This window comes from Acinetobacter sp. ANC_7504, from assembly GCF_056779995.1.
In genome coordinates, this window is sequence record NZ_JBWYIZ010000006.1 from 78,220 (window position 1) to 101,140 (window position 22,921).

General features: G+C 39.1%; 23 protein-coding genes. 9 read left to right on the plus strand and 14 right to left on the minus strand.

All coding sequences use genetic code 11. The features are described 5' to 3' along the window. The first annotated feature begins 111 nt into the window (after positions 1-111). A complete protein-coding gene (gene rplS, locus AC1M9F_RS08285; protein ID WP_004787066.1) occupies positions 112-483 on the plus strand; it encodes a 50S ribosomal protein L19 in 372 nt (123 codons plus the stop codon). 61 nt (positions 484-544) lie between these two features. Here the strand turns inward: rplS and AC1M9F_RS08290 are convergent, their stop codons facing one another. From AC1M9F_RS08290 to AC1M9F_RS08320, 7 genes are all read right to left on the minus strand, one after another. Further along, the gene (locus AC1M9F_RS08290) at positions 545-1,525 is read right to left on the minus strand and encodes a lipase family alpha/beta hydrolase (RefSeq protein WP_481597521.1); all 981 of its coding nucleotides are present in this window, start codon (positions 1,523-1,525) and stop codon (positions 545-547) included. Positions 1,526-1,667: 142 nt separating this feature from the next. Then, positions 1,668-2,645: a lipase family alpha/beta hydrolase gene (locus AC1M9F_RS08295; RefSeq protein WP_481597522.1), complete on the minus strand. Its 978-nt coding sequence runs from the start codon at positions 2,643-2,645 to the stop codon at positions 1,668-1,670. Positions 2,646-2,873: 228 nt separating this feature from the next. Next, a complete protein-coding gene (locus AC1M9F_RS08300) occupies positions 2,874-3,848 on the minus strand; it encodes an esterase/lipase family protein (protein WP_035264290.1) in 975 nt (324 codons plus the stop codon). Between the two features lie 158 nt (positions 3,849-4,006). Next, on the minus strand, positions 4,007-4,996 hold the full coding sequence (locus AC1M9F_RS08305; RefSeq protein ID WP_481597523.1) for a lipase family alpha/beta hydrolase: 990 nt from the start codon (positions 4,994-4,996) through the stop codon (positions 4,007-4,009). Between the two features lie 221 nt (positions 4,997-5,217). Continuing rightward, positions 5,218-6,201 carry an esterase/lipase family protein gene (locus AC1M9F_RS08310; RefSeq protein WP_092766675.1) on the minus strand — a complete coding sequence of 328 codons (984 nt, stop codon included), beginning with the start codon at positions 6,199-6,201 and terminating at the stop codon, positions 5,218-5,220. Between the two features lie 283 nt (positions 6,202-6,484). Then, entirely contained in the window at positions 6,485-7,471 is a 987-nt protein-coding gene (locus tag AC1M9F_RS08315) for an esterase/lipase family protein (protein ID WP_481597524.1), read from the minus strand. Between the two features lie 37 nt (positions 7,472-7,508). Further along, on the minus strand, positions 7,509-8,549 hold the full coding sequence (locus AC1M9F_RS08320) for a lipase secretion chaperone (RefSeq protein WP_481597525.1): 1,041 nt from the start codon (positions 8,547-8,549) through the stop codon (positions 7,509-7,511). A gap of 146 nt (positions 8,550-8,695) precedes the next feature. On the opposite strand from AC1M9F_RS08320, the gene truB reads away from it, so the two are divergent. From truB to AC1M9F_RS08335, 3 genes are all read left to right on the plus strand, one after another. Then, positions 8,696-9,601: a tRNA pseudouridine(55) synthase TruB gene (gene truB / locus AC1M9F_RS08325; RefSeq protein WP_035264283.1), complete on the plus strand. Its 906-nt coding sequence runs from the start codon at positions 8,696-8,698 to the stop codon at positions 9,599-9,601. Positions 9,602-9,613: 12 nt separating this feature from the next. Continuing rightward, positions 9,614-10,381, plus strand: coding sequence for a sulfite exporter TauE/SafE family protein (locus tag AC1M9F_RS08330; protein WP_481597526.1), 768 nt, complete (start codon positions 9,614-9,616; stop codon positions 10,379-10,381). A gap of 148 nt (positions 10,382-10,529) precedes the next feature. Next, entirely contained in the window at positions 10,530-10,988 is a 459-nt protein-coding gene (locus tag AC1M9F_RS08335; RefSeq protein ID WP_035264279.1) for a hemerythrin domain-containing protein, read from the plus strand. A 37-nt stretch (positions 10,989-11,025) separates the two neighbouring features. Here the strand turns inward: AC1M9F_RS08335 and AC1M9F_RS08340 are convergent, their stop codons facing one another. The 3 genes from AC1M9F_RS08340 to serA all read right to left on the minus strand — a co-directional run bounded on the left by AC1M9F_RS08340 (position 11,026) and on the right by serA (position 14,255). Further along, complete coding sequence (locus AC1M9F_RS08340; protein WP_035264278.1) at positions 11,026-11,904, minus strand: EamA family transporter; 879 nt, start codon at positions 11,902-11,904, stop codon at positions 11,026-11,028. A gap of 113 nt (positions 11,905-12,017) precedes the next feature. Further along, complete coding sequence (locus tag AC1M9F_RS08345) at positions 12,018-12,887, minus strand: EamA family transporter (RefSeq protein ID WP_481597527.1); 870 nt, start codon at positions 12,885-12,887, stop codon at positions 12,018-12,020. A 135-nt stretch (positions 12,888-13,022) separates the two neighbouring features. Then, complete coding sequence (gene serA, locus AC1M9F_RS08350) at positions 13,023-14,255, minus strand: phosphoglycerate dehydrogenase (protein WP_035264273.1); 1,233 nt, start codon at positions 14,253-14,255, stop codon at positions 13,023-13,025. 352 nt (positions 14,256-14,607) lie between these two features. On the opposite strand from serA, the gene AC1M9F_RS08355 reads away from it, so the two are divergent. The 3 genes from AC1M9F_RS08355 to AC1M9F_RS08365 all read left to right on the plus strand — a co-directional run bounded on the left by AC1M9F_RS08355 (position 14,608) and on the right by AC1M9F_RS08365 (position 17,119). After that, positions 14,608-16,017, plus strand: a complete 1,410-nt coding sequence (locus AC1M9F_RS08355) for an FAD-binding oxidoreductase (RefSeq protein WP_180028909.1) — start codon at positions 14,608-14,610, stop codon at positions 16,015-16,017. A 77-nt stretch (positions 16,018-16,094) separates the two neighbouring features. Next, positions 16,095-16,523, plus strand: coding sequence for a hypothetical protein (locus AC1M9F_RS08360; protein WP_481596176.1), 429 nt, complete (start codon positions 16,095-16,097; stop codon positions 16,521-16,523). 236 nt (positions 16,524-16,759) lie between these two features. Then, positions 16,760-17,119, plus strand: coding sequence for a hypothetical protein (locus tag AC1M9F_RS08365; protein WP_481597528.1), 360 nt, complete (start codon positions 16,760-16,762; stop codon positions 17,117-17,119). A 61-nt stretch (positions 17,120-17,180) separates the two neighbouring features. Here the strand turns inward: AC1M9F_RS08365 and AC1M9F_RS08370 are convergent, their stop codons facing one another. Continuing rightward, positions 17,181-17,909 carry a YoaK family protein gene (locus tag AC1M9F_RS08370; RefSeq protein WP_481597529.1) on the minus strand — a complete coding sequence of 243 codons (729 nt, stop codon included), beginning with the start codon at positions 17,907-17,909 and terminating at the stop codon, positions 17,181-17,183. A 305-nt stretch (positions 17,910-18,214) separates the two neighbouring features. On the opposite strand from AC1M9F_RS08370, the gene AC1M9F_RS08375 reads away from it, so the two are divergent. After that, positions 18,215-19,096, plus strand: coding sequence for a pirin family protein (locus AC1M9F_RS08375; protein WP_481597530.1), 882 nt, complete (start codon positions 18,215-18,217; stop codon positions 19,094-19,096). A gap of 170 nt (positions 19,097-19,266) precedes the next feature. Continuing rightward, positions 19,267-20,490 (plus strand): chloramphenicol efflux MFS transporter CraA, encoded by a 1,224-nt coding sequence (craA, locus tag AC1M9F_RS08380; protein WP_035264265.1) that lies wholly within the window; start codon positions 19,267-19,269, stop codon positions 20,488-20,490. Positions 20,491-20,518: 28 nt separating this feature from the next. Here the strand turns inward: craA and AC1M9F_RS08385 are convergent, their stop codons facing one another. The 3 genes from AC1M9F_RS08385 to AC1M9F_RS08395 form a co-directional block, all read right to left on the minus strand. Continuing rightward, on the minus strand, positions 20,519-20,809 hold the full coding sequence (locus tag AC1M9F_RS08385; RefSeq protein ID WP_179998758.1) for a DUF3817 domain-containing protein: 291 nt from the start codon (positions 20,807-20,809) through the stop codon (positions 20,519-20,521). A 267-nt stretch (positions 20,810-21,076) separates the two neighbouring features. Beyond that, on the minus strand, positions 21,077-21,655 hold the full coding sequence (sodC, locus tag AC1M9F_RS08390; protein ID WP_035264260.1) for a superoxide dismutase family protein: 579 nt from the start codon (positions 21,653-21,655) through the stop codon (positions 21,077-21,079). Between the two features lie 121 nt (positions 21,656-21,776). Further along, a complete protein-coding gene (locus AC1M9F_RS08395) occupies positions 21,777-22,886 on the minus strand; it encodes an AI-2E family transporter (RefSeq protein ID WP_481597531.1) in 1,110 nt (369 codons plus the stop codon). Between the last annotated feature and the right edge of the window lie 35 nt (positions 22,887-22,921).

Genomic DNA, 22,921 nt, shown 5'->3' on the forward strand with positions numbered 1-22,921 from the left:
TGCATTGAAGCGGTCAAGCATGAAGGGAAAGTCAATCGGGTCTATGCGCCTTAGCCTCTAGCCCCAGTGGATATCAGACCTCTTCTGACCCACACATATTGGAGATACCCCATGAGCGGTAAGCATCCTTTAGTACAAGCTGTAGAAAATGCTCAGCTTAAACAAGACATCCCAGCTTTTGCACCAGGTGACACAGTAGTTGTCCAAGTAAAAGTAAAAGAAGGCGACCGCGAACGTCTACAAGCGTTCGAAGGCGTTGTAATCGCTAAGAAAAACCGTGGTTTGAACTCTGCGTTCACAGTGCGTAAAATTTCTAGCGGTGTTGGTGTTGAGCGTGTTTTCCAAACTCATTCACCAATCGTAGCTAAAATCGAAGTTAAACGTCGTGGTGACGTTCGTCGTGCTAAACTTTATTACCTACGTGAACTTTCTGGTAAAGCTGCACGTATTCGTGAAAAGTTACCAGCTCGTAAACAAGGTTAATTTTAGCCTTGCTTCGAAGCAAAAAAATGCGCCTTTTGGCGCATTTTTTTATGATCAAAACTTACAAACCTTGAATCTTCAAACGATTGGCATGTTGTCTAAAGATTGATACTGGATCAGGAGCAAAGAAGCCTTTAAGCCCAAGTATTTGATTGACTTCATCAAAATGATTTAAGTTGTAATTATCACGAATTACTTTGCCGTATTTAGCACTACAAATAGGCACGAGACCATCGTGATTACGTTCATTAGGCATAATCGCTGTCCCTAAGACAACAATTGCGGTATCTAAAATATCGAGAACATTGGTCACCTTTGAAGAACCAATCCAAGAATAATGATATACGCCGTTAGCCGTTTGTGATGAACCGTTAGAATTACAGTCTTTCGGGATCGCAGCAGAAGGGAACTTTTGATTAAATTCTAAAGAACCTTTTACAGAAAGATCATACATGGATTGTTCGTAATTAACGCTAAGACTTGGATTACCTTCCATAATTGAAATTGCAGGTGCCAAAATATCACCAATAACTAATTTTGCTACACTATTAAGCACTTTACTATTTACGAAAGTATCTCCTAGGGGAGAGCCCTTAATACTGCCTGCAACAGCAGTTAGAGAAGCAACTTTCTCAGGAGCAATGGCTTCAACGTACCGTACAGTAGGTCCTCCATGACTATGGCCGATCAAATTGACCTTGTCTTTACCCGTAATAGCTAAAGCTGTTTCTACTTGTTGTAACAGTTGCTCACCACGAACCACAGTTGATTCGACAGGAGACATTTGAGCGACAAAAACACGTGCACCATTTCGTGCGAGGTCAGGGGTAATTTGATAGAACTGATCTAAACCGAAATGTTCTGTACCAATGCGGCTAAAACCTAATGCAAAGCCATGGGCCATAACAATAGGGTACTTAGTTTGCGCATAATTGGTATTTACGTATTTAGCTTCGACATCGATCAGGCCGGAAGCATATGTAAGTTGAGATAATCCTACCAGACTTAGCAGAAGTACTGGGATCATTTTTTTTGTTTTCATGTTTTCTTCCTTAAAAAGACAATATTTATTGTCAAAAAATATTGTAAAGAAAAACTAAACAAAAATAAGATAAATCCGACTAAATGTTAATCATTATTAAACTGAAAGAAAGGGTGAAAAGCTCACCCTTTGTGTTTAGGTTTTATAGCCCTTGGAGTTTAAGTCGATTTGCATGCTGACGATAAACATCTACAGCGCTTGGTGCAAAAATGCTTTTTAAACCGAGTAGATGGTTAATTTCATCTAAATGATTCCATTTATAATTATCACGAATGACCTTGCCAAATCGAGCGGAGCAACGTCCTACAATTCCATCTCCATCTTTTTCAGCCAAAAGAGAAGAAGCTAACATGCCATAATCAGATGGATCTAAAGCGGTATTAAATGGAGAGTTACCCATAAATGAATAATAATGAGTATTGTTGACACGATAAGCCCCTTCACCACATTGGGTTGTAGGTACACCATTTGGAAAATTCTGACTAAATTTGAGTGATTCTTTCGTTCCTAAACTTTGTAGGGCTGCTTTAGCATCATAAGGAAAGACTTTTGGATCAAGACCAGATGCGAATGTAATCACTGGCGATACCAGATTGTCAAAAATCGCGCGAGCAGGTGCTTCTAAAATATTACCTACCAGAACACCTTCTAGTATATCAGCCATTCTTGCTCCTTGATTTCCAGAAGCAATTGTCGTAACAGATGCGACATGATCAGGTATAACACCTGCAATATATCGAACAGTCTGACCACCATGACTATGTCCGATTAAATTCACTTTTTGCTTGCCGGTAATGGCAAGTATCTCTTCAACTTGACTCAGTGCTTGTTCGCCTCGCACTTCACTTGAGTTCATCGTTGAAACACGTGTTTGCCAGATGTTTGCACCATTTCGAGCAAGATCAGGAGTGATCTGATAAAAGTAGTCAACACCGACCATACTACCAAAGCCAAATAAGCCATGGGCAAGCACAATAGGGTATTGGGTTTGTGCATAATTTGATTTAGGTGTTTTGACGGTATGGTTAACGGCTAAATCTTTAATTTGCGTTGAGGCTTGTGCAACAGGAAGAAAAAATGAACCTATGCATAGGCTCATGACTATTTTTTTTAGTTTCATTTTCGATACTCATTCAGTGATTCGTTTATTTTTATGATTCAGGCGATATCCATCGCCATAATTTAAGATACTAAAATTGTGACTTAAGTCTATAAAAAAGAGATAAAGTGCAAATTTATTGATATAAATTGGATGGTTGACTCATTTATAGGATAGATATGTCATGCTAATGAGGGCTATTTAAACAGTCTGGACCCATCTAGAGATGAGAGCAGACAAAAAAATATATTAGAGACCTTGTTGTTTAAGGCGATTTGCATGTTGACGATACATCGAGACTGGATCTGGCGCAAAGACACTTTTTAAACCAAGCACTTGATTGACTTCATCTAGATGATTCCAATTGAGATCATCACGGATGGTTTTACCGAATTTCGCACTACAGCGTGAAACTAGACCATCATTCTCTTGACCACCATCAATTAATAAACTGGTAATTTTTAAAGCTGAGTCTACATCAAGTGGGTTTGTGACCGTTCCGATACCCGTAAAGGAATAGTTATATATTCCTTGTTCACGATATAAACCTTCAGAGCATGAGTTTTGAGGAACGCCTATAGGATATTTTTGATTAAATATTGCTGATCCTGCTAAGCTCAAACTATTGGCTCCCGCAAGTGAGTCATGAGGGAAGGATGCTGGATCAAGTCCCTGTGCCCAAATAATAGCTTTAGACAGTAGATTGACTACAGCCACAATAGGTGTTTCAAGGATTGGTGCTGTATCACGAATTTTTAATATAAAATCAGACACTGGTGAGCCTTGATGTGGCGCCCCAATCGCTGTCATTGATGCGACTAATTCAGGTCTTACACCTGCGACATATCGAATTGTGGGCCCGCCGTGAGAGTGACCGATTAGATTGACCTTAGGCGATCCAGTGAGTGCAATGACTTCTTCAACTTGATGTAAAAGTTGCTCACCCCGAATTTCTGATGAGTTAAATGGCGATACACGGGAAGCCCATACATTTGCACCGTTACGGGCGAGATCAGGTAAAATTTGATACCAATAATCTACACCGAGTGGATCAGTGCCAATACGGATAAAACCAGACATTCCGTGACTAAATACGATTGGATACTGGGTTTTTGCATAAGTAGTTTGAAATTTTGAAGTCACTTGTTCAGGTGCTGTAGCAGCGTAACTCGTGCCAATTAAACATGCGAAAGAGAGGCATGTCCCCAAAATAAATTTTCTCATCTCTATTCCTTAGATGGATTGAAATACTCGACAATTTCCGTTGTCACAATAAGAGTATAGCGAAGCAAAAGGAAAGAAAAGTGGATTTAAACTTTAGGGAACAATTTTTAAGATAAGCCTCCATAATTTCGTGATGAGCGTATGGAGGCTTGAGAAGATTATAGTCCTTGAAGTTTCAAACGATTTGCGTGTTGTCGATAAACCGATACTGGATCTGCTGCAAAAATGCTAGTCATCCCCATCATTTGATTGACCTCATCTAAATGATTCCAACGGTAATCATCCCGAATCGTTTGTCCGAAGCGAGCACTGCAAACTGGGACTAAACCATCATTTGCACCTTCCTTAGATACAATGAAAGATGCAGCTTGCATTGCATAATCTGATGGATCAAGGGCATTGGTAAACGGTGTATTACCAGTAAATGAATACATACGCATGCCATTGACTTGATATGCACCCTCACCACATTTTGTGGTTGGTACACCCGCAGGGAAACGTTCTGTAAATGCTAATGAGCCTGTTGTAGATAAACTTTTAGCCGAGGCAAGCGAATCATGTGGCAGGCTTTTCGCATTTAATCCTTGTGCCCAAACAATTGCTCCCGAGACAAAATTCATCGCTGTCGCAAGCACAGTATCAAGTCCTGTTCCTTCTGAACGCAAGATAAAGTCTGCCATAGGTGATCCTTTATTCACACCAGCGACAGTGGTCATGGATGCCACATGTTCAGGAATTGTTCCACCAATATAACGTATTGATGGTCCACCTTGACTATGCCCAATTAAGTTCACTTTTTGTGCACCAGTAATGGCTAAAATATCTTCAACTTGTTGAAGCAATTGCTCTCCACGAATTTCGTTGGAGTTGAATGGAGATACTCGTGTAGGCCAGACATTAGCACCATTACGCGCTAGATCTGGCAGGATTTGGTGCCAATAATCTAAACCAAAGCTCTCTGTACCAAGACGGACAAATCCTGTTAGTCCGTGTGCAAATACGATTGGGTATTTAGTTTTTGCGTAGGTATTGTATTTGCCAAGTGTCGAGGTTACAGGTTTCACTTCTAATGCAGAAGCATTAGATAATTGAGTCGTTAAGCAAGCTGCAGACGTAAGTAGGCACGCCATAATTTTGTTGTATTTCATCATCATCCTCAACTTTTTATTATCAAACCCTAATCCTAGAGTTAAATTGATTATAGTGATGTAAATCACATTTTAAATATCGAATAGATGAATGGTAAATTTTTAAGGTTAAAAAAGAGAGGTAGATTTGATCAATGAACTATCTTGATGAAGATTTGAATCTGCTTTCAAATCCAGCCTAATGAATTTGAAAGCAATTAATCAATTAAAGAGCTAGAGATTTAAAGTCCTTGTAATTTAAGGCGGTTGGCATGCTGTCTATAAACTGCAACAGGGTCAGGAGCAAAAAATCCTTTAATTCCGAACAGCAAGTTCACCTCATCTAAATGATTCCACGGAAAGTCATCACGAATAGTTTTACCAAAATGGGCACTACAAACTGGAACGATGCCATCATTTTTTCCTGCTTTATGAACCGACAAACGGTCAAGTAGAACCATGACAGGGTCACCTAGATCCAAGGCATTCGTAAAAGGCTTGTTTCCTGTCATTGAATATAAATGAATTCCTTTTTCTTGATAAGCACCTTCGCCACAGTGGGTTAATGGTAAACCGAGAGGGAATTTTTGATTAAACAAGGCAGTTCCTTCAACAGATGTACTCACACCAGCGGCCATCGCATCATGTGGGAACGTATCAGCAGGAAGACCTTGCGCCCACATAATGACTTTACCAAAAGTGCTGATGAGAACATTCAGTAGCTCTGATGTTCCTGTTTTATCTGCGATTTTTAATACATCTGACGCGATGATTGTACCTTTGTTGGCACCGGCTACAGTCATCACCGATGCAACATGTTCAGGCATTACACCTGCGGCATAACGAACAGAGTTTGCACCATGACTATGACCAATCAGATTGAGTTTATCAGCACCAGTAATCGCCATGACTTCTTCAAGTTGTTGAACATATTGTTCACCTCGGACTTCAGAAGAATTGAAAGGAGACATCCTAGCCGCCCATGTGTTTGCACCGTTTCTTGCTAGATCAGGTAAAATTTGATACCAGTAATCCATGCCTAGACTTTCAGTGCCCAAACGTATAAATCCAACCATTCCATGAGCGAATACAATAGGATATTTCGTTTTGGCATAGTCAGATTTGACACTTGAGACTTTGATCTGTTGAGCTTGAGTAGCATAAGTTGTCGTAGATGTTAGACATAGCGCTGTCACCAGCGAGCCTAGAATGTGTTTTATTTTCATTATTATTCCTAGTTTTTTAGTGAATCTATGATGTTCTTCCAGATGAACATACAGAAGACCTTAAAAGATGTTATTGAATGCAACAAGATACAAAAAATGCCAATTTAGCTTGCCGAATTAACATATAAAAAGCAAAAAAGAATCAAAAGTTGAAATAATTAAAGGATTTAATCATTAGCAAATGTGTTCAAAAAGCATTATTTAAATTTTGTCGAGAGTCGCTGATGGTCGGAAAAGCTATTCTGATGAATAGCTTTCCATTTAACTGCGCTATTTTGTGCGTCTAGAGTCCTGTCAGTTTCAAACGATTGGCATGCTGGCGATAAAGTGAAATAGGATCTGGGGCAAATAAACCTTTGAGACCGAACATCATATTAGCTAAATCGGTATGATTTAGTTTGTAATCATCACGAATCACACGTCCAATATGCGTGCTACAGCGCCCAACCATGCCATCATTATCTTTATTGCCATACGCTAAAGGCCCTAGCTGCATTAAAATGGTATCGATATCTAAGAGGTTGGTGGTTTGTGCAACACCAGTCCAAGAATAATAAAAGATTCCGTTGTCTATTGGGTTGCCTAAACGAGTACAACTTGACGCGAGAGCTTTTGTTGGAAAACGTTCATTAAATGCAGCAGAGCCTGTTTCAGTTAATGATTTCATCGAAGCATCAAAGCTGATCGGCATATCAGGACGACCTTGTGCATAAGCAATTAATGGGGGAATGATGTAATCCCCTAAAATATTAAATATTGTTCGAGTTGCTTCATTATTTTGAATTTTATCTGCGACCATAGAACCTCTGAAAGTCCCTCCTACACCAGTAACAGAAGCAACATAGTCGGGTTTTACTGCTGCAACATAACGCGCAGTCGGTCCGCCGTGCGAATGACCAATCAGATTGACCTTTTTCTGCCCAGTGATCGCAATTACTTCTTCAACCTGAGAAATTAATTGTTCTCCTCGAAATTCAGTCGTATGAGCAGGTGAGAGTTGTGCTGCAAAAACGCGTGCACCATTGCGCGATAGATCAGGTAAGATTTGATACCAATAGTCAATATTGAATGTTTCATTGCCTATGCGAGACCAGCCTAACCAACCGTGTGTCATCACAATAGGATATTTGGTTTTTGCGTAACTACCGATCTTTGTCTCATTTACTTCGAGTAATCCCGGACCTGCGTGGGCAGTGAATGAGCTTGATAAGCATAGCGTTGTGACGAATGCTAACGTCGTAGGTATCAATTTAAGTTTTAAGTTTTTCATCGTTCTTCCCTGTGAATGAATGTGTTCCTTGAAAAGATTAATCGGCAAAAGGAAGTTGACCGCCTTGATCATGAACTTGCTCGAATGTTTCTACCCGAAGTTGCTCTTGTGAATTATTAAAATGTTGGGAACGGAGGCGTTGTACAGCTTCCTGCTTTGCACTAGGGCTCATATTACTTTTGACAATGCTGTCACGTTCAGATAAATATTGATTGACCTTGCTTTTCCAATTTGAGCGCTGTCCATCAAGATTTTCTAGACGTTGTGTTGCTTCAGGACCCACTAAGCTGAGACGCATTTGACGAATTTCTTCTGCACTACCACCACGAGCTTTAATTTCTGCAGTTAATTGACGAAGATCTTCGAGTTGAGAAAGTTGTTTTAAATTTTCTTTCCAATCTTCAGGTAGATCATTGAACAGTTCTTTTAATTTATCGGCTTTTTGTTTTTCCGATAAATTTTTATCTTCCATGACACTCATGCGAGCCAAGGTATAATCATGATATTCATCTTCGATACCAAATAAACCTTCAATTTCATAGTCTGAAAAAAATTGTTTACGCAATGATTTCATCTGATTAAAAATAGCTTTGTAATACTGCGCACTTTCTTTGTCATGGTTTGGTGGTGTTAGGTCACCCATTTTTTCACGATATTGAACATAGCGTGACCATAAATCTGTCAGTTGACCTAGTAATGGTTCTTGATAGGTGCTTTGAACAAATTTAATAAAATCAGCCTTGATTTGCGGAATCTCTTTTTCGCCGTATTGGGTAATAAAAAACTCAAAACAGTTCTTAGTATTTTCATTCACAATCAAACGGTTGGCGTTATCGGTTTGGATTTGACAATTGATTTGAATATCTTGCTGACTTTTACTTGCAAAGCTAGAACCATTCACGGTTGTACTTTGTTGTAGCGCCATATTTTCTGATTGAATTTCGGCATCTTGTGCTGCTCGTTGTGAGTTTTCAGCAGATTCAGCTGAGTCAGGTTTCAACCATTGAAAGAGAAGGAATAAAACGATCAGACACGCCACAATCAGCAGTGTAATTTTCAATTTAGCTTTTGAATTCATTTCACATCCTATGAAATCATTTAGTTATTATTAATGGTGTAGAATAATTTGCCACAAATGTCACATTTTATGCATAAAAATTTAATCAATATTCGATAAATGGATTTGATAAAATAGCAGTATTTTACTGATCTGAATATTATCTAATGTCTGCTAAATCTCCAAAAATTACTCGACGTCATATAAGTGGTGTATTTCTACTCAACAAACCTTTGGGGATTAGCTCAAATGCAGCATTGCAAAAAGTGCGTTGGCTCTATCGTGCTGAAAAAGGTGGTCATACTGGCGCTTTAGATCCATTAGCATCAGGCTTACTCCCGATTTGCTTAGGTGAAGCGACCAAGTTTTCACACTTTTTACTGGAATCTACTAAACGTTATCAAACGACGATTCAATTGGGAAATAGTACAACTACAGGCGATGTCGAGGGTGAAGTTTTGCTCGAGGCACAACCGATTGAACTTAACGAAGATAAAATTCAAAGCGTGATTCAGCAATTCGTTGGAGACATTCAACAAGTTCCTCCAATGTATTCTGCTTTAAAGAAAGAAGGTCGTCCTTTGTACGAGCTGGCACGTAAAGGAATTGAAATCGAACGTGAGGCTCGTCCAATTCATATTTTCGCGATTGAACTGATGTCTTTCACTCAAGATTCAATTACTTTGGATGTGACATGCTCAAAAGGAACGTATATCCGAGTATTGGGAGAGGATATTGCTCAAGCTTTAGGAAGTTATGGGCACTTAACATATTTACATCGTATTCAAACTGGACATTTTGGTATTGTGCCAGAGTACACCATTGAATACTTAGAAAGTCTAACTGAACAACAACGTGAAGCATTGTTGTTACCTGCTTATGCGCCTGTCGATCATTTTCCAAAGGTTCAAGTACCAGAAGGTCGTGCAGAATATTTCTGTCGTGGGATGGAAAGTAATATTGATCATCCTGCCGAATCTCAAGTCCTCGTTTTTGACGAAAAAAAGTGTTTAGGTTTAGCTGAAATTACTGATAAAAAACGTCTAGTTCCTAAACGTGTATTAAATTTATAAGCGAACTCAATTATGGAATTAGACATCATCCTCAGCCTGATTTTTTTTGCATTTTGCGCAGGCGCAATTGATGCAGCAGTCGGTGGTGGTGGTCTCATTCAGATTCCAGCATTGATGAGTGCTTTTCCTCATATGGCGCCAGCAACATTATTTGGCACCAATAAGCTAGCTGCGGTTGTTGGAACAGCAACATCCGCGTGGACTTTCGCTAAAAAAGTTAAGTTTGAATGGAAGTTATTACTGGTGGTGGCGATATGTGCTGCCATCAGTTCTTTTGCGGGAGCTGCCAGTGTTTCCATGATTCCGAAATCAATCTTGCAGCCCTTTGTCTTGGTGATGCTGATTGTGATGGCAATTTACACATTGTCAAAGAAGGAGTTTGGACAGGTTCATATTGCACAAACGGTAAAAACTAAAATTCTGATCCTGGCTGGAATAGGAAGTTTGGCGATTGGGTTTTATGACGGATTATTCGGTCCGGGAACAGGAAGTTTTTTTATTTTTTATTTTATTCGATATTTACGAGTCGATTTTTTGCATGCAGCAGCTTTGGCCAAGATTGGTAATGTGATGACCAATTTAGCCGCTCTTACATTCTTTATTCCTGCAGGCCACATTTTATTTGCAGTGGGTGCCATGATGGCTGTTGCTAATATGATTGGTTCGATTGTGGGGGTGAAATTGGCGCTTAAATACGGTAGTGGTTTTATTCGTATTCTGTTTTTAATTCTGGTATCTATTTTAATTGTTCGATTAAGTTATCAGATGTTCTTAATGTAAACCATTCTCAACATTAAACTTTTTTATACAAATCGCTTCTTAAACCTATCTCGAAGTTATCGACTAAGCTCTTATAGTAAGTTGAGTGTTTTGAAGATCATTCAAGTTTTTCTTTTTTCAAATCATATTTATAAGACAGGATAACAAGATGAATATTTTTGAAGCTTTACGTGAAAGTCATGATGTTCAACGTGAACTTGCTGAGAAGCTGGTTCAAACTTCAGGGGACACGCCAGAACGCCGAACATTATTTGAGCAGCTAAAAAATGAATTGTTTGCTCATGCAGTGGCAGAAGACCGATACTTCTATATTCCACTGATGATGACCGATTCAGGTTTGAATATTACGCGTCATGCATTAGCTGAACATCATGAAATGGACGAATTACTTGAGCAACTCACCGAAACTGAATTCAGTAATCCAGGATGGTTAGCCATCGCGAAAAAATTGTCAGAAACCGTGCATCATCATCTTGAAGAAGAAGAGCATGGCTTTTTTCAGCAAGCAGGAAAAATTCTAGAGGATAAACAAAAGGAGAGTTTGGCTAAAAAATATCAAACTGAATATAAGAAATATAAGAAATTAGATAAAGACAGCTTGGTTTAACCCCATGATAAAAAAAGATGGCATGTGCCATCTTTTTTTATGTTTCTATGCCATGTGATTTCATTCTAGCAGCGCGATAAGTAACACCAATTGATGCAATCATAATACAACCCAAAGCAACGGCTTGTAATAAGGTAATGTGTTCATTCAACAGTAACCAACCTGTCAATGCACCTAATGCTGGTGACAAACTTGATAGCGTTCCATAAGACATTTTACTTAAATTCTTTAATGCCAATAAATCCAATGCATAGGGAATAGCAGTAGCCAAAAGCGCAATGACGATGGCTTGTGGCCAATATTCAAATTGAACTAATGCGGATGGATTATAAACCATACTGATCGGCAATAAGGTCAATGCTGAGAGGACGATTGCAATACTGAGAGCATGCATGCCGATATTCTGCCGAACGACTTTCTGTCCAAAATAAATATAGAATGCCCAACAAATGCCTGCACCAATGGCCATAGCAGCCCCAAGATATGAAAAGTTAGTCGCATTGGCATCTTGCCAAGGCACCATCAGTGCTACACCGAAAATTGCCAGGATGACCCAAATGTAATCACTTCGATGTTGGATTGACAGTAAAGCCAACGTGAGTGGGCCTAAGAACTCAAGTCCTACTGCAATCCCTTGTGGTAGTTTTCCTAATGATGCATAAAACAAGACATTCATCAAAGCGACTGAACCACTATAAAAGAGAAGATCTTTCCATTTTAAGTAAGGAAGGCGACGAAGAATTTTCCATGAACGGAACATCAATACAACCATAATTGATGCAAAGCATAGACGTAAAGTGACCACGGTAAATGGATCTAAAACTTCAAAAAGCTGCTTTGCGAAGGATGCACTAATTTGATAGGCGATCATGGATAAGACCATGAACAGCACGGCAGTGAGTTGAGCATTTGGCATTGGGAAAACGAAGCCGAATTAAAAAGAGTGAGACTGCTCAAATTTTAACATTATTATGATGACCACAGTGCTTAAATCCATTATGGAAAATGTAGTTTAAATTAAGTATGAGATCATTCTTGTTTGGCGTGTTGAGTGGTATAGGTGCAGCCAATTGAGGCACAAATGATGGTAAACAATGCTAGCCATTGATTCCATAACAATTGCTCACCCAAAAATACAAACCCAGATAATGCGGCAACAGCTGGTTCAATACTCATCAGGGTACCGAAACTTAATGCTGTTAGATTTCGTAGTGCAATCATTTCTAAAGTAAAGGGTAAAGCACTGGCGAGTATCGCTAAAGTGATGAATAACATTAGATGATTAATTTCAAATACGCTTGCTGGCAAGCCGATACTGAGGGCGATCGGCATGAGAATGATACTTCCAACAAACATGCCTAAACATACGGTGTGATTACCTGAAACTCCCGAAGGCCGCTGACCAGCAATAATATAAAGTGCCCAACATGCGCCAGCTGCCAACGCAAAAAATACACCAAGTAAATCCAAAGGTTGTTTGGCTTGGTCAAAGGGAAATAAAAGGATCAGTCCAATAATGGCCAAACTAACCCAAATAAAATCAAACTTTTGACGCGCATAATATAAGGCCACACTGAGTGGACCAATAAATTCAAATGAAACTGCTAAACCGAGTGGAAGACGATCAATGGCAAGATAGAACAACATATTCATGCCAGCTAATGCGACACCATAACTGACAATGGCTGTCCATTTAATTTGTTTAAATTGAATTTTCCAAACTTGAAAAATAAGCGCCAAAATCACAGCACTAAATGTCAGACGTAGGGCTGACACCGTAACGATAGGGAATTGTTCAAATAAAACTTTTGCTAATGAACCACTACTTTGTAGACTGATCATGGCGATCAATAACAAACCGAGTGCTTGTAACTGCGGGTTTATTTTTAACAAAGACATGGTTTTAAACGTATGGTGGTTAGATTAGAAAGGGATATCTTTCATCTAAGTTGGCGGAGCCTACGTCAACTCAGATGAAACACCATAAAAAAACCACAGCTCGAAAAAGCTGTGGTTTTCCAAACGTATTAGAGATTAGAACAATACGCGAGCGCGGATTGTACCTTCTACGTTATGAAGTGTATCAAGTGCTTCAGCAGAAGCTGTAGCATCAACGTCCATGACTAAATAACCCACATCACCTTTGGTCATAAGAGACTGACCTGAGATGTTAATGCCGTGTTCAGCAAACAGGTTGTTAATTTTAGACAACACGCCTGGAATGTTTTTGTGAATGTGAAGTAAACGGTGTTTACCTTCAGTCAATGGAAGCGCAATTTCAGGGAAGTTAACTGCTGACAATGTCATACCTTTGTCAGAGTAAGCAACGAATTTCTCTGCAACTTCTAGACCGATGTTTGCTTGAGCTTCCATCGTAGAACCACCCACGTGCGGTGTTAAAATCACGTTCGGGATATTACGTAGTGGAGAGATAAACTCTTCACCGTTCGCTTTAGGCTCTTTCGGGAATACGTCAACAGCAGCACCAGCCAAATGACCTGATTTCAGAGCATCAGCTAAATCTTCAATTACTACACATGTACCACGTGCAGCATTGATGAAGATTGAACCTTGTTTCATCTGAGCAAATTGCTCTTTGGTCATGAAATTACGTGTAGAAGGAACATCTGGCACGTGTAGTGATACAACATCAGCATTTGCAAGAAGTTCGCCCATTGAGCCAACTTGGCGAGCATTACCTAAAGGTAATTTTGTTACTGTATCAAAGTAAATCACTTTCATACCCATGCTTTCAGCAAGTACAGAAAGTTGTGAACCAATTGAACCGTAACCCACAATACCTAAAGTTTTACCACGTGTTTCAAATGAACCTACTGCAGATTTGTTCCAACCACCTGCATGTGTATCTGTAGATTTTTCAGGTACACGACGAAGGAGAAGAATAGCTTCAGCTAATACAAGTTCAGCAACAGAACGAGTATTTGAGTATGGTGCGTTGAACACTGGAATACCACGGCTCATCGCAGCATTCAAGTTCACTTGGTTTGTACCAATACAGAAACAACCGACCGCGATCAATTTATTCGCAGCTTCAAAAACTTCTTCAGTTAATTGTGTGCGCGAACGAATACCGATGAAGTGAGCATCTTTAATCGCTTCTTTCAGCGCTTCACCTTCAAGCGCAGTTTTACGATAGTCGATGTTGGTGTATCCAGCAGCATTCAAAGTGTCGATTGCGTTTTGGTGAACGCCTTCTAACAATAGGAAACGAATTTTATCTTTAGGCAAAGAGAGATGTTGGCTCATTACGGCTCCGCTACAAAGGCCAAATTTAGTGGCAGTATGATAGCATACGTGAGCGTGCTATATACATTTCCTTTATGACTTGAGCTATGGATATTTTTGCAAGATATAGTCCTTATCAGACAAACTGCGGTTGAATTAACTGCATCATATCTAAGTAACATTCGCAAAATGTCTGATTTTATCGGGGTTTCATGGGAAAATGCTTTATAATGCACAATCGTGAAATTGACTCATCTAGTCGTGGTGATATTTTCTTCACATTCGCTTAACAAATACGCTTTTAAAATCTTGATTAAAGGTTTGTTTTTTAAGCAATCTACAACTTGTATCTTTCTTGCTAGGTCTGCAAACGATGAATGCTCCAGTTGCTTTAACCCCAGAGTTATTGACTCAATTAACGTCAATTGTTGGTGAAAACCGTATCAAAACTGATGCGGACAGCCTACAAAATTGGGGACGCGATCACACTAAACATTTTGATCCAAACCCATCAGTCATCGTTTTTCCTTCGACGACTGAACAAGTTCAGGCAATTGTGAAACTAGCAAACCAATTTAATGTTGCTGTGACACCATCAGGTGGTCGTACTGGTCTTTCTGCAGGTGCTGTCGCTGCCAACGGTGAAATCGTGGTCAGCATGGATAAGATGAACCAAATTTTGGAATTCTTCCCAGCAGACCGTATGGTACGTGTACAAGCAGGTGTGGTCACTGAACAACTTCAGAACTATGCTGAAGAACAAGGTATGTATTATCCAGTTGATTTCGCTTCAGCTGGTTCATCACAAATCGGCGGTAACATCGGTACTAATGCAGGTGGTATTAAAGTCATTAAATACGGTATGACACGTAACTGGGTACTCGGTCTGACTGTGGTCACTGGTAAAGGTGATGTGCTGCGTTTAAACAAAGGCATGATCAAGAATGCGACAGGTTATGCGTTGCAACACTTATTTATTGGTGGTGAAGGTACTTTAGGTTTAGTGACTGAAGCGGAAATTAAACTTGAGCGTCAACCACAAGATCTGCAAGTGATGGTGCTCGGTGTACCTGACTTTGATGCAGTGATGCCAGTTCTTCACGCGTTCCAAGCGAAAATTGATTTAACTGCGTTCGAGTTCTTCGGTGAACTTGCGATGCAAAAAGTATTGGCAAATGGTCACGTGCAACGTCCATTTGAAACCGAATGCCCATTTTATGTATTGCTTGAGTTTGAAGCGCCATTTGAACCAATTATGGACAAGGCAATGGAAATCTTTGAGCATTGTATGGAACAAGGTTGGGTACTTGATGGCGTGCTTAGTCAAAGCTTAGACCAAGTAGAAAGCTTATGGCGTCTGCGTGAAGATATTTCTGAGTCAATCGCACCATTTATCCCATACAAAAATGATATTTCAGTGCTCATCACACACGTACCTGCATTCATTAAAGAAATTGATGCAATTGTTGCTGACAATTATCCTGACTTTGAAATTTGCTGGTTTGGTCATATTGGCGATGGTAACTTGCACTTAAATATCTTAAAGCCTGAAAATTTAACCAAAGATGAATTCTTTGCGAAATGTCAGGTGGTGAACAAGTATGTATTTGATACTGTGAAAAAGTATGATGGTTCAATTTCTGCGGAACATGGTGTGGGTATGACGAAGAAGCCATATCTTGAGTACACACGTTCAGCTGAAGAAATTGAATATATGAAAGCACTCAAACAAGTATTTGATCCAAATGGGATTATGAATCCAGGTAAATTATTTGATTTGTGAAACAAAATCTATCTATAAATAAGGTCTAAAAAACAGCATGCTTGTCATGCTGTTTTTTTATTTCATGAGAAATTTTAATGTTAAAAAGAATAATTTTTCTAAGTGCAATTGCACTTTCACTTAATGCATGTATAGGTCAAAAACAGTCGAATGAGATCAATACTAAAAATCATAATTCTGAAGCTGGTCAAGTAGAAACGTCGAAACAAAATGCCAATTCTGTTCAAAACTCTCCTTTAGATCAAGTGTATCGGAAAATTCAAAGCTTTGAAGATATGAGAACAGTAGATTTACAACAGGAATTCGATACACCTGAATCTGGAAAATCTCATGCAAAAGTAACTGTCACCTATGGTGGACTAGCGGATGACTCTGTTTCTGCACAACGTGAAACTTACCAATTTGAATACATTAATAGTGAGTGGAAAGAAATATCAAAAGATGAAACTTGGAAATGTGGTCGTGGACCAGATACTACAAACTTTCATAATAAATTATGCCCTTAAAAATTTACTTTCGAAATTTTCCATAAAATTGTTACGAGCGTCATTTGAACTGTTTAAATTCAAAAATGTAGCATCAATATGCTGCATTTTTTATTCGTATTTCTCGTTCTATTAATCATTTTTAATGAGCTTTAGAAAAAATAACATACATATCTGTTCTTTTTTGTCACAACAGTTCAGAACATCATATGTAAAAGATCAATGGCGAACTGAGTAAAACAATGATGATGAAAATAATGACCACAGTTGGTCTAGTTAGTATGATGCTCACGGGGTGTGCTACTACGAAAAATGTTATTTCTAAAGTACATGGGAATGACACTCCTTTAGAGCAAGTCTTGAAGCTACATCCTGAATTACGCAATCAGCTTGCGACTGTTGAATTACGTCAGTATTTTAATCGTGCCGAAGCACCGACCGTAGCCGAAGTCAAAGTGACACAAACAGGCTTGATGGATGACTCAATTGCTGCCGAGCGCTTTATCTATAGTTTTAAATTGAACGATGGTAAATGGCAGCAAGTTAATAAGAAAACGGAATACAAATGTGTGCGAGGAAAAAATACAAAATCTTTCCAAACTGCGCTTTGTCCATGACATCAGACCAGAAATTCGGTTTAAAAAGGCATAGTGAGTTATGCCTTTTTTATTGCATGCATTATTGAGTCGAATAAGGATGAGTAGACGAGAAGCGCCATTCACGATAGCAAATATAGCCCATCGCTAAAATGGGAAAAATCATACATAAGAAGCCAAACAACATATAAGTAATCGCACCTAATATTGCACCTGAAGTGAAGGATAAAATAGTCGGTAAGATTTTTAGAATATTTTGTTTGGCAACTTGTTTGCGTTCTTCTGATACATGAGGCGCCCCATAAGCAATAGTACAATCAATGGTCAGTTGAGCAAGATTGCCCGTCATTAAGGTTGAGGTAGCCATTGTAGATAGTAATGTTCGGATAATGGCATTTCGAATTCCCATTGCAGCAATGCCCAATGTTGCGGTAAGTATTGCGCCAAATTCAGCCAAAGTATAAAAGGGGCTGAAATTAAGTCCCGCCAGCATGAAGAGCGTTAACAGTATTGTCTCTGCAATAAAGAACCCCAGTAAGATGTTCGGATACTTGTCTTTCCAACGTTGTTCACACCACGCAGTAATACCAATCGTAACTACGAAAATGCCAATAAAAAGAGCCCACAGTCCTAATCCTCCCAAGATCGTTTCTTTGCCTGCAGTCACGATATAGCCAGTAACATGATTGGTATAAATGCCAAATAATGAAATAAATCCAACGGTATTTAGCCAACCACCGACGAGCGATAGAATCGAAGCTTCATGATGATGTCGCCAGCGATTTTTAATTGGTATGTAGCATTTTGACATAGTTCTAAAAGCTCAAGGTGTACTGAGAGATTACATCGACAAAACAAGTGTTTTATCGAGTCTGCAGATCCTTTGCTTTGTGGAATTAATCCACATGAACATTAAGTAATTAAAAGTTTCATATTGATCAGTGGTGAATGTTCAGATTAGATGATTTCTAACATTTTATATGTTTCAAATTGCATCAAATTTTGATGACAAAAATATTTCAATTGATAAAACACAACTGAAAGCATCATAAAATTAACGTAGAGGGAAATCTAAAACCCCATTAAACTAAAGTTATTCAATAAATAAGATAAAAAATGAAAACACTCGCTTTTATCCATCGTAACGACAGTCATTTTTCAGTTGGAGACTTTAATCCGGTCGTGTCTGTTTTTTCACACTATGAACTCGGAAATACAGTATCCCCATTTTTACTTCTCGATCATATTGGTCCCGGTATGTTGAAACCCTCTCAACTGCGTAAAGGTGTTGAAGAGCATCCGCACCGTGGTTTTGAGACAGTCACTTTTGTGTATGAAGGTGAGTTAGAGCATTGGGATTCGCAAGGTGGTGGAGGTGTTATTCAGAAAGGTGATGTACAGTGGATGACTGCTGCATCAGGCATTATTCATAAAGAAAAATTTAGTGAGTCATTTTCCCGAGAAGGTGGACGATTTGAAATGATTCAGCTGTGGGTGAATTTGCCAGCAACTGCAAAAAAATCGAATCCGCGTTATCAAAGCTTACTTAAATCTAACATCCCAGTTGTAGATTTAGCTCATGATGTGGGTACTGCGCGTGTCATTGCTGGGGCCTTTATGCAAGTGCAAGGACCAGCATTAGTCCACAGTCCTTTGCTGGTTTTGGATTTGGATTTAAAAGCAGGTCACACACTCACATTACCAGCAGGACATTTGGATACCACACTGATGTATATGCGCCGTGGTAAAGTTGAATTTGGTACAGATGATGAATTACTGACTGATCAGGGAATGGCGGTGTTTTCAAGTCATGGTGAAAATGTTGAATTCACCACATTGTCTGATAGCAAAATTTTATATCTCATGGGGCAGCCGCTGAACGAGCCTTTAGTCGGGCGTGGTTTTTATGTCATGAATACGCAAGATGAGATTGTTGAAGCGATTGAGGAAATGAAGCATGGTACTTTTTTGAAAAGTCATGCAATTGATGCCAAATGATGTCAATGTTTGGGTGAGAAATTGATTTACGATAAAGGCTAAATTTTCGTTTAATTTTCAGACTTTGTTTCGTAGTTCAGGGTTACAAAAACGCAAAACTTTGTCATGGCATTGTGATGCATTTCACGTAAACTACGCTTCCAAAAAATATTCAAACATGTGAAAAAAACATGCAAAAGGTGAGTAAAGCAACCTTAAGTCGGGCAACAATTATGTTTCCTTTGGCATTGGTGCTCTTCGAATTTTCAGTCTATATCTGTAATGATCTTGTACAACCTGCGATGCTTACGATTACACGTGAGTTTGGTGTAGGCAGTGAGTGGGCGCCATCATCCATGTCTTTCTTTTTATTGGGTGGAGCATCTTTGGCGTGGTTTTTAGGACCGTTATCAGATCGCTTAGGTCGTAAAAAAGTACTCCTTGGAGGTGTTTTCTTTTTTGTAGTCTGCTGTTTGCTCATTTTATTCACCCAGTCTATAGAGCAATTTCTTGCATTTCGTTTTTTACAAGGGATTGGGCTGACCATTATTTCAGCTGTGGGTTATGCTGCCATCCAAGAAATTTTTGAAGAAAGAGATGCGATTAAAGTCATGGCTTTAATGGCGAATATTTCATTGATCGCACCATTGCTTGGTCCTGTGCTCGGCGCATTTATGATAGACCATGTGTCTTGGCATTGGGGTTTCATTGGGATTGCCTTTTTAGCAGCCTTAAGTTGGTTTGGTCTTAAAGCAAAAATGCCTGAGCAGCATTTGAGTATTCCAAAGCAACCATTAAGTTATGTATGGGATGATTTCAAAGCCATTTTTAAAAATAAAAAATTTATGGGCTTGGCTTTGTCAGTACCCATGGTCTCAATTCCACTAATTTTGTGGATCGCTATGTCACCTGTAATTTTGGTCGAACAGCTCGGTCTGACCAATATGCAATATGGCTATGCACAGGTGCCTGTATTGGGTGGTTTAATTATTGGAAATATTGTCCTGATTCGTGTTATTGATCGCTATGCAGTAGGAAAGACCGTGGTAGTTGCATTGCCGTTGATGTTGGTTGGAACGCTTATTGTTTTGGCTGGTGCGATTTGGCAGGATTATTTATTATGGTGCTTAATTATCGGTATGACCTTAATCAGTTTTGGTGAGGGCTGCAGTTTTTCTGTGCTTTATCGTTTTAGTTTAGATGCTTCTGAGGTATCTAAAGGAACTGTTGCTGCCGCAGTAGGCATGATTATGATGATTGCATTCTTTGTTGTGATCGAAATTGTACGCATTATGTATGAATCCTATGGCACGATGGCATATGCATTGGCTTGTTTTATCCTTATTGCACTATGGTTTAGTGCTCCAAGAAAAATTGTTCATCAGATCATGCAAGAAAGAGCCACTTCAGCATAAAAAATCCTCCTTGTGGAGGATTTTTTAATCATTGTATTTGTTCGAGATGTTTGAGTTTACGATCAAAAATAAAAGGGGCAAAGGGTAGAACGGAAGCTATCAGCCCAAGAATAAATACATTGATAGACCACTTTTGCTTCTCGCATACCACAAATAATACGACTAAAAACAGCACAAATAGAACGCCATGTCCCATGCCAATATATTTCACATAAATAGGCTGATCCAACATATATTTCATTGGCATGGCAAAAAAGAGCAGTAGTAGGAATGAAATCCCTTCAAGTAAACCAATAATACGTAAGGACTTAATATTCATTCTCAAACCCCACAAAAGAAGACATCCTATTTTACCTAATCGTTGTTGTAGCAAAGTTAGAATCTATGTGGACTAGATCGCATTGTTTAAGGGAAATATAATTTATAATAATCGTTTTTTATGATAGTAGATTTAAAAATAAGCTAATATGTCAATCATGTCTATAAAGATGGATATGAAGTGATACTCACAACATTTTATAGATCATCAGCGAAATAAAAAAGGACTAAGCTAGAGCTTAATCCTTTGATGAGTCTTGGGTGTAGTTTAGCGTATAACACCACATGCTACACGATCACCCCCACCACCTAGTGGTTTAGGTTGGTCTGAATAATTGTCACCACCTGCATGTACCATGATGGATAGACCTTGAATATCTGCAAGTGTAAGACGTGGTGCAATCACTTGTGTTTTTGCATTACCTGACGCATCAACGTTCAATACAGGTAAGTCACCTAGATGACCATCATTTGGCGTACCATGCCCAGGCGCTTGATTTGGATTGTAATGTCCACCAGCGGCAAGCGCAGCACCCATTTTTCCATCTTTTTCAGCAGGCTCACATGAGCCTTTTTCATGGATATGGAACCCGTGATATCCAGGTGATAATTTAGTTAAGTCCGTTGTGATCACAAGACCTTTGTCACTATCTTGGAAGCTAATCGTTCCAATTTGATCATGAACTCCTTGAGCACTCACCGCATTTACAGGAATGGTTTGGATTTTAGTGTTGGATTCTTTGGATGCAGATGTATTTTGCGTTGCTGCACATCCCACAAAGCCTAAACTCAGCAATGCACTGAGCATAGAAACTTTGAATGCTGAAACTTTCGATTGCATTTGCATGCTGTTCTATCCTTGTTCCATGTAAGTGATAACGCATTGAAACAAATTTGGCATTTAGCAACAAGAACGATTTAAGTATTTGATTGTATAGATTTCTTATCAGTAAAAAATAAAACACCACTTATGAGAGTGGTGTTTCATTGTCTTGATCGTAGGCCATCGTGGCTTTAGGCACGGGTTCTGGTTCCAGTGTTTCATGTAACCATTCACGCCAAATGGCTAAAAGAATGGCGAGAATTACAGGACCAATAAAGAGTCCAACTAAACCAAAGCTCGCTAAACCACCCAATACACCAAACATGATCAATAAGAACGGAATTTGAGTAGCACCTGAAATGACCAAAGGACGAATGACATTATCGGCTGTACTCACCACACAAACGCCCCAAGCCATTACGCCAATCGCCTCAACGGTCTGACCTTGTGAAAATAACCACAGTGAAACAGCACCATATGCCACTGGAGGACCAAAAGGAATTAGCGCCATGATAAAGGTCATAATGGTTAAAAGCATTGGATTTGGAACACCAGCAACGTAATAGCTGATTCCTGCCAATATCGACTGTGCAACGGCAGTCAAACCAACACCATATACCACTGCACGCGTTGTTTCAGAGATCGTGTCGATATAATGTTGGATACGTGGACCAATGACTTTCTCCATCGCTTTACTGACCTGTTGAACAATCGTTTGTCCATCACGGTAAAAGAAAAAGAGAGAGAGCATGGCAAAACCAAGTTTGACTAAATTTTTGGTAATTTCGCTAATCACGAATTTACCGTAATTTAGATGTCCTTGAATCCATATACTAATATTACTAAAAAGTGCATTTGGGTCGGCATTGATGTCACGTACAATTCGAGAAACTTCTTTACCTACAATGGGTAACTCACGTATCACGTCAGGAACGGTGATATGACCAGAAGCCAGTTGGCGCTGTAAATCAAAGAATAAGTTTCGGCCTTCATGTTGAAGTAAGAAGATAGCAAAGGTGAACGGTAAACCGACAACGAGTGCCAATAAGAACGTCATAACAGACGCACCCAATGTAGGTCGATTACCACACCAAGCGAGAATACGTTTGTATAAAGGCCAAGTCATATAGGCGATAATACAAGCCCATAACACAGGTACGATAAAGTATTTGACAATGTCATATCCCAAATAAAGCAGAATAAAAAACAAGCCAAATAAAAGTACACGCTGTAAAGTTGGATTAAAATCTTGCACTAAAGTCTCTGATCTATATTCTTGATTTTCAAACG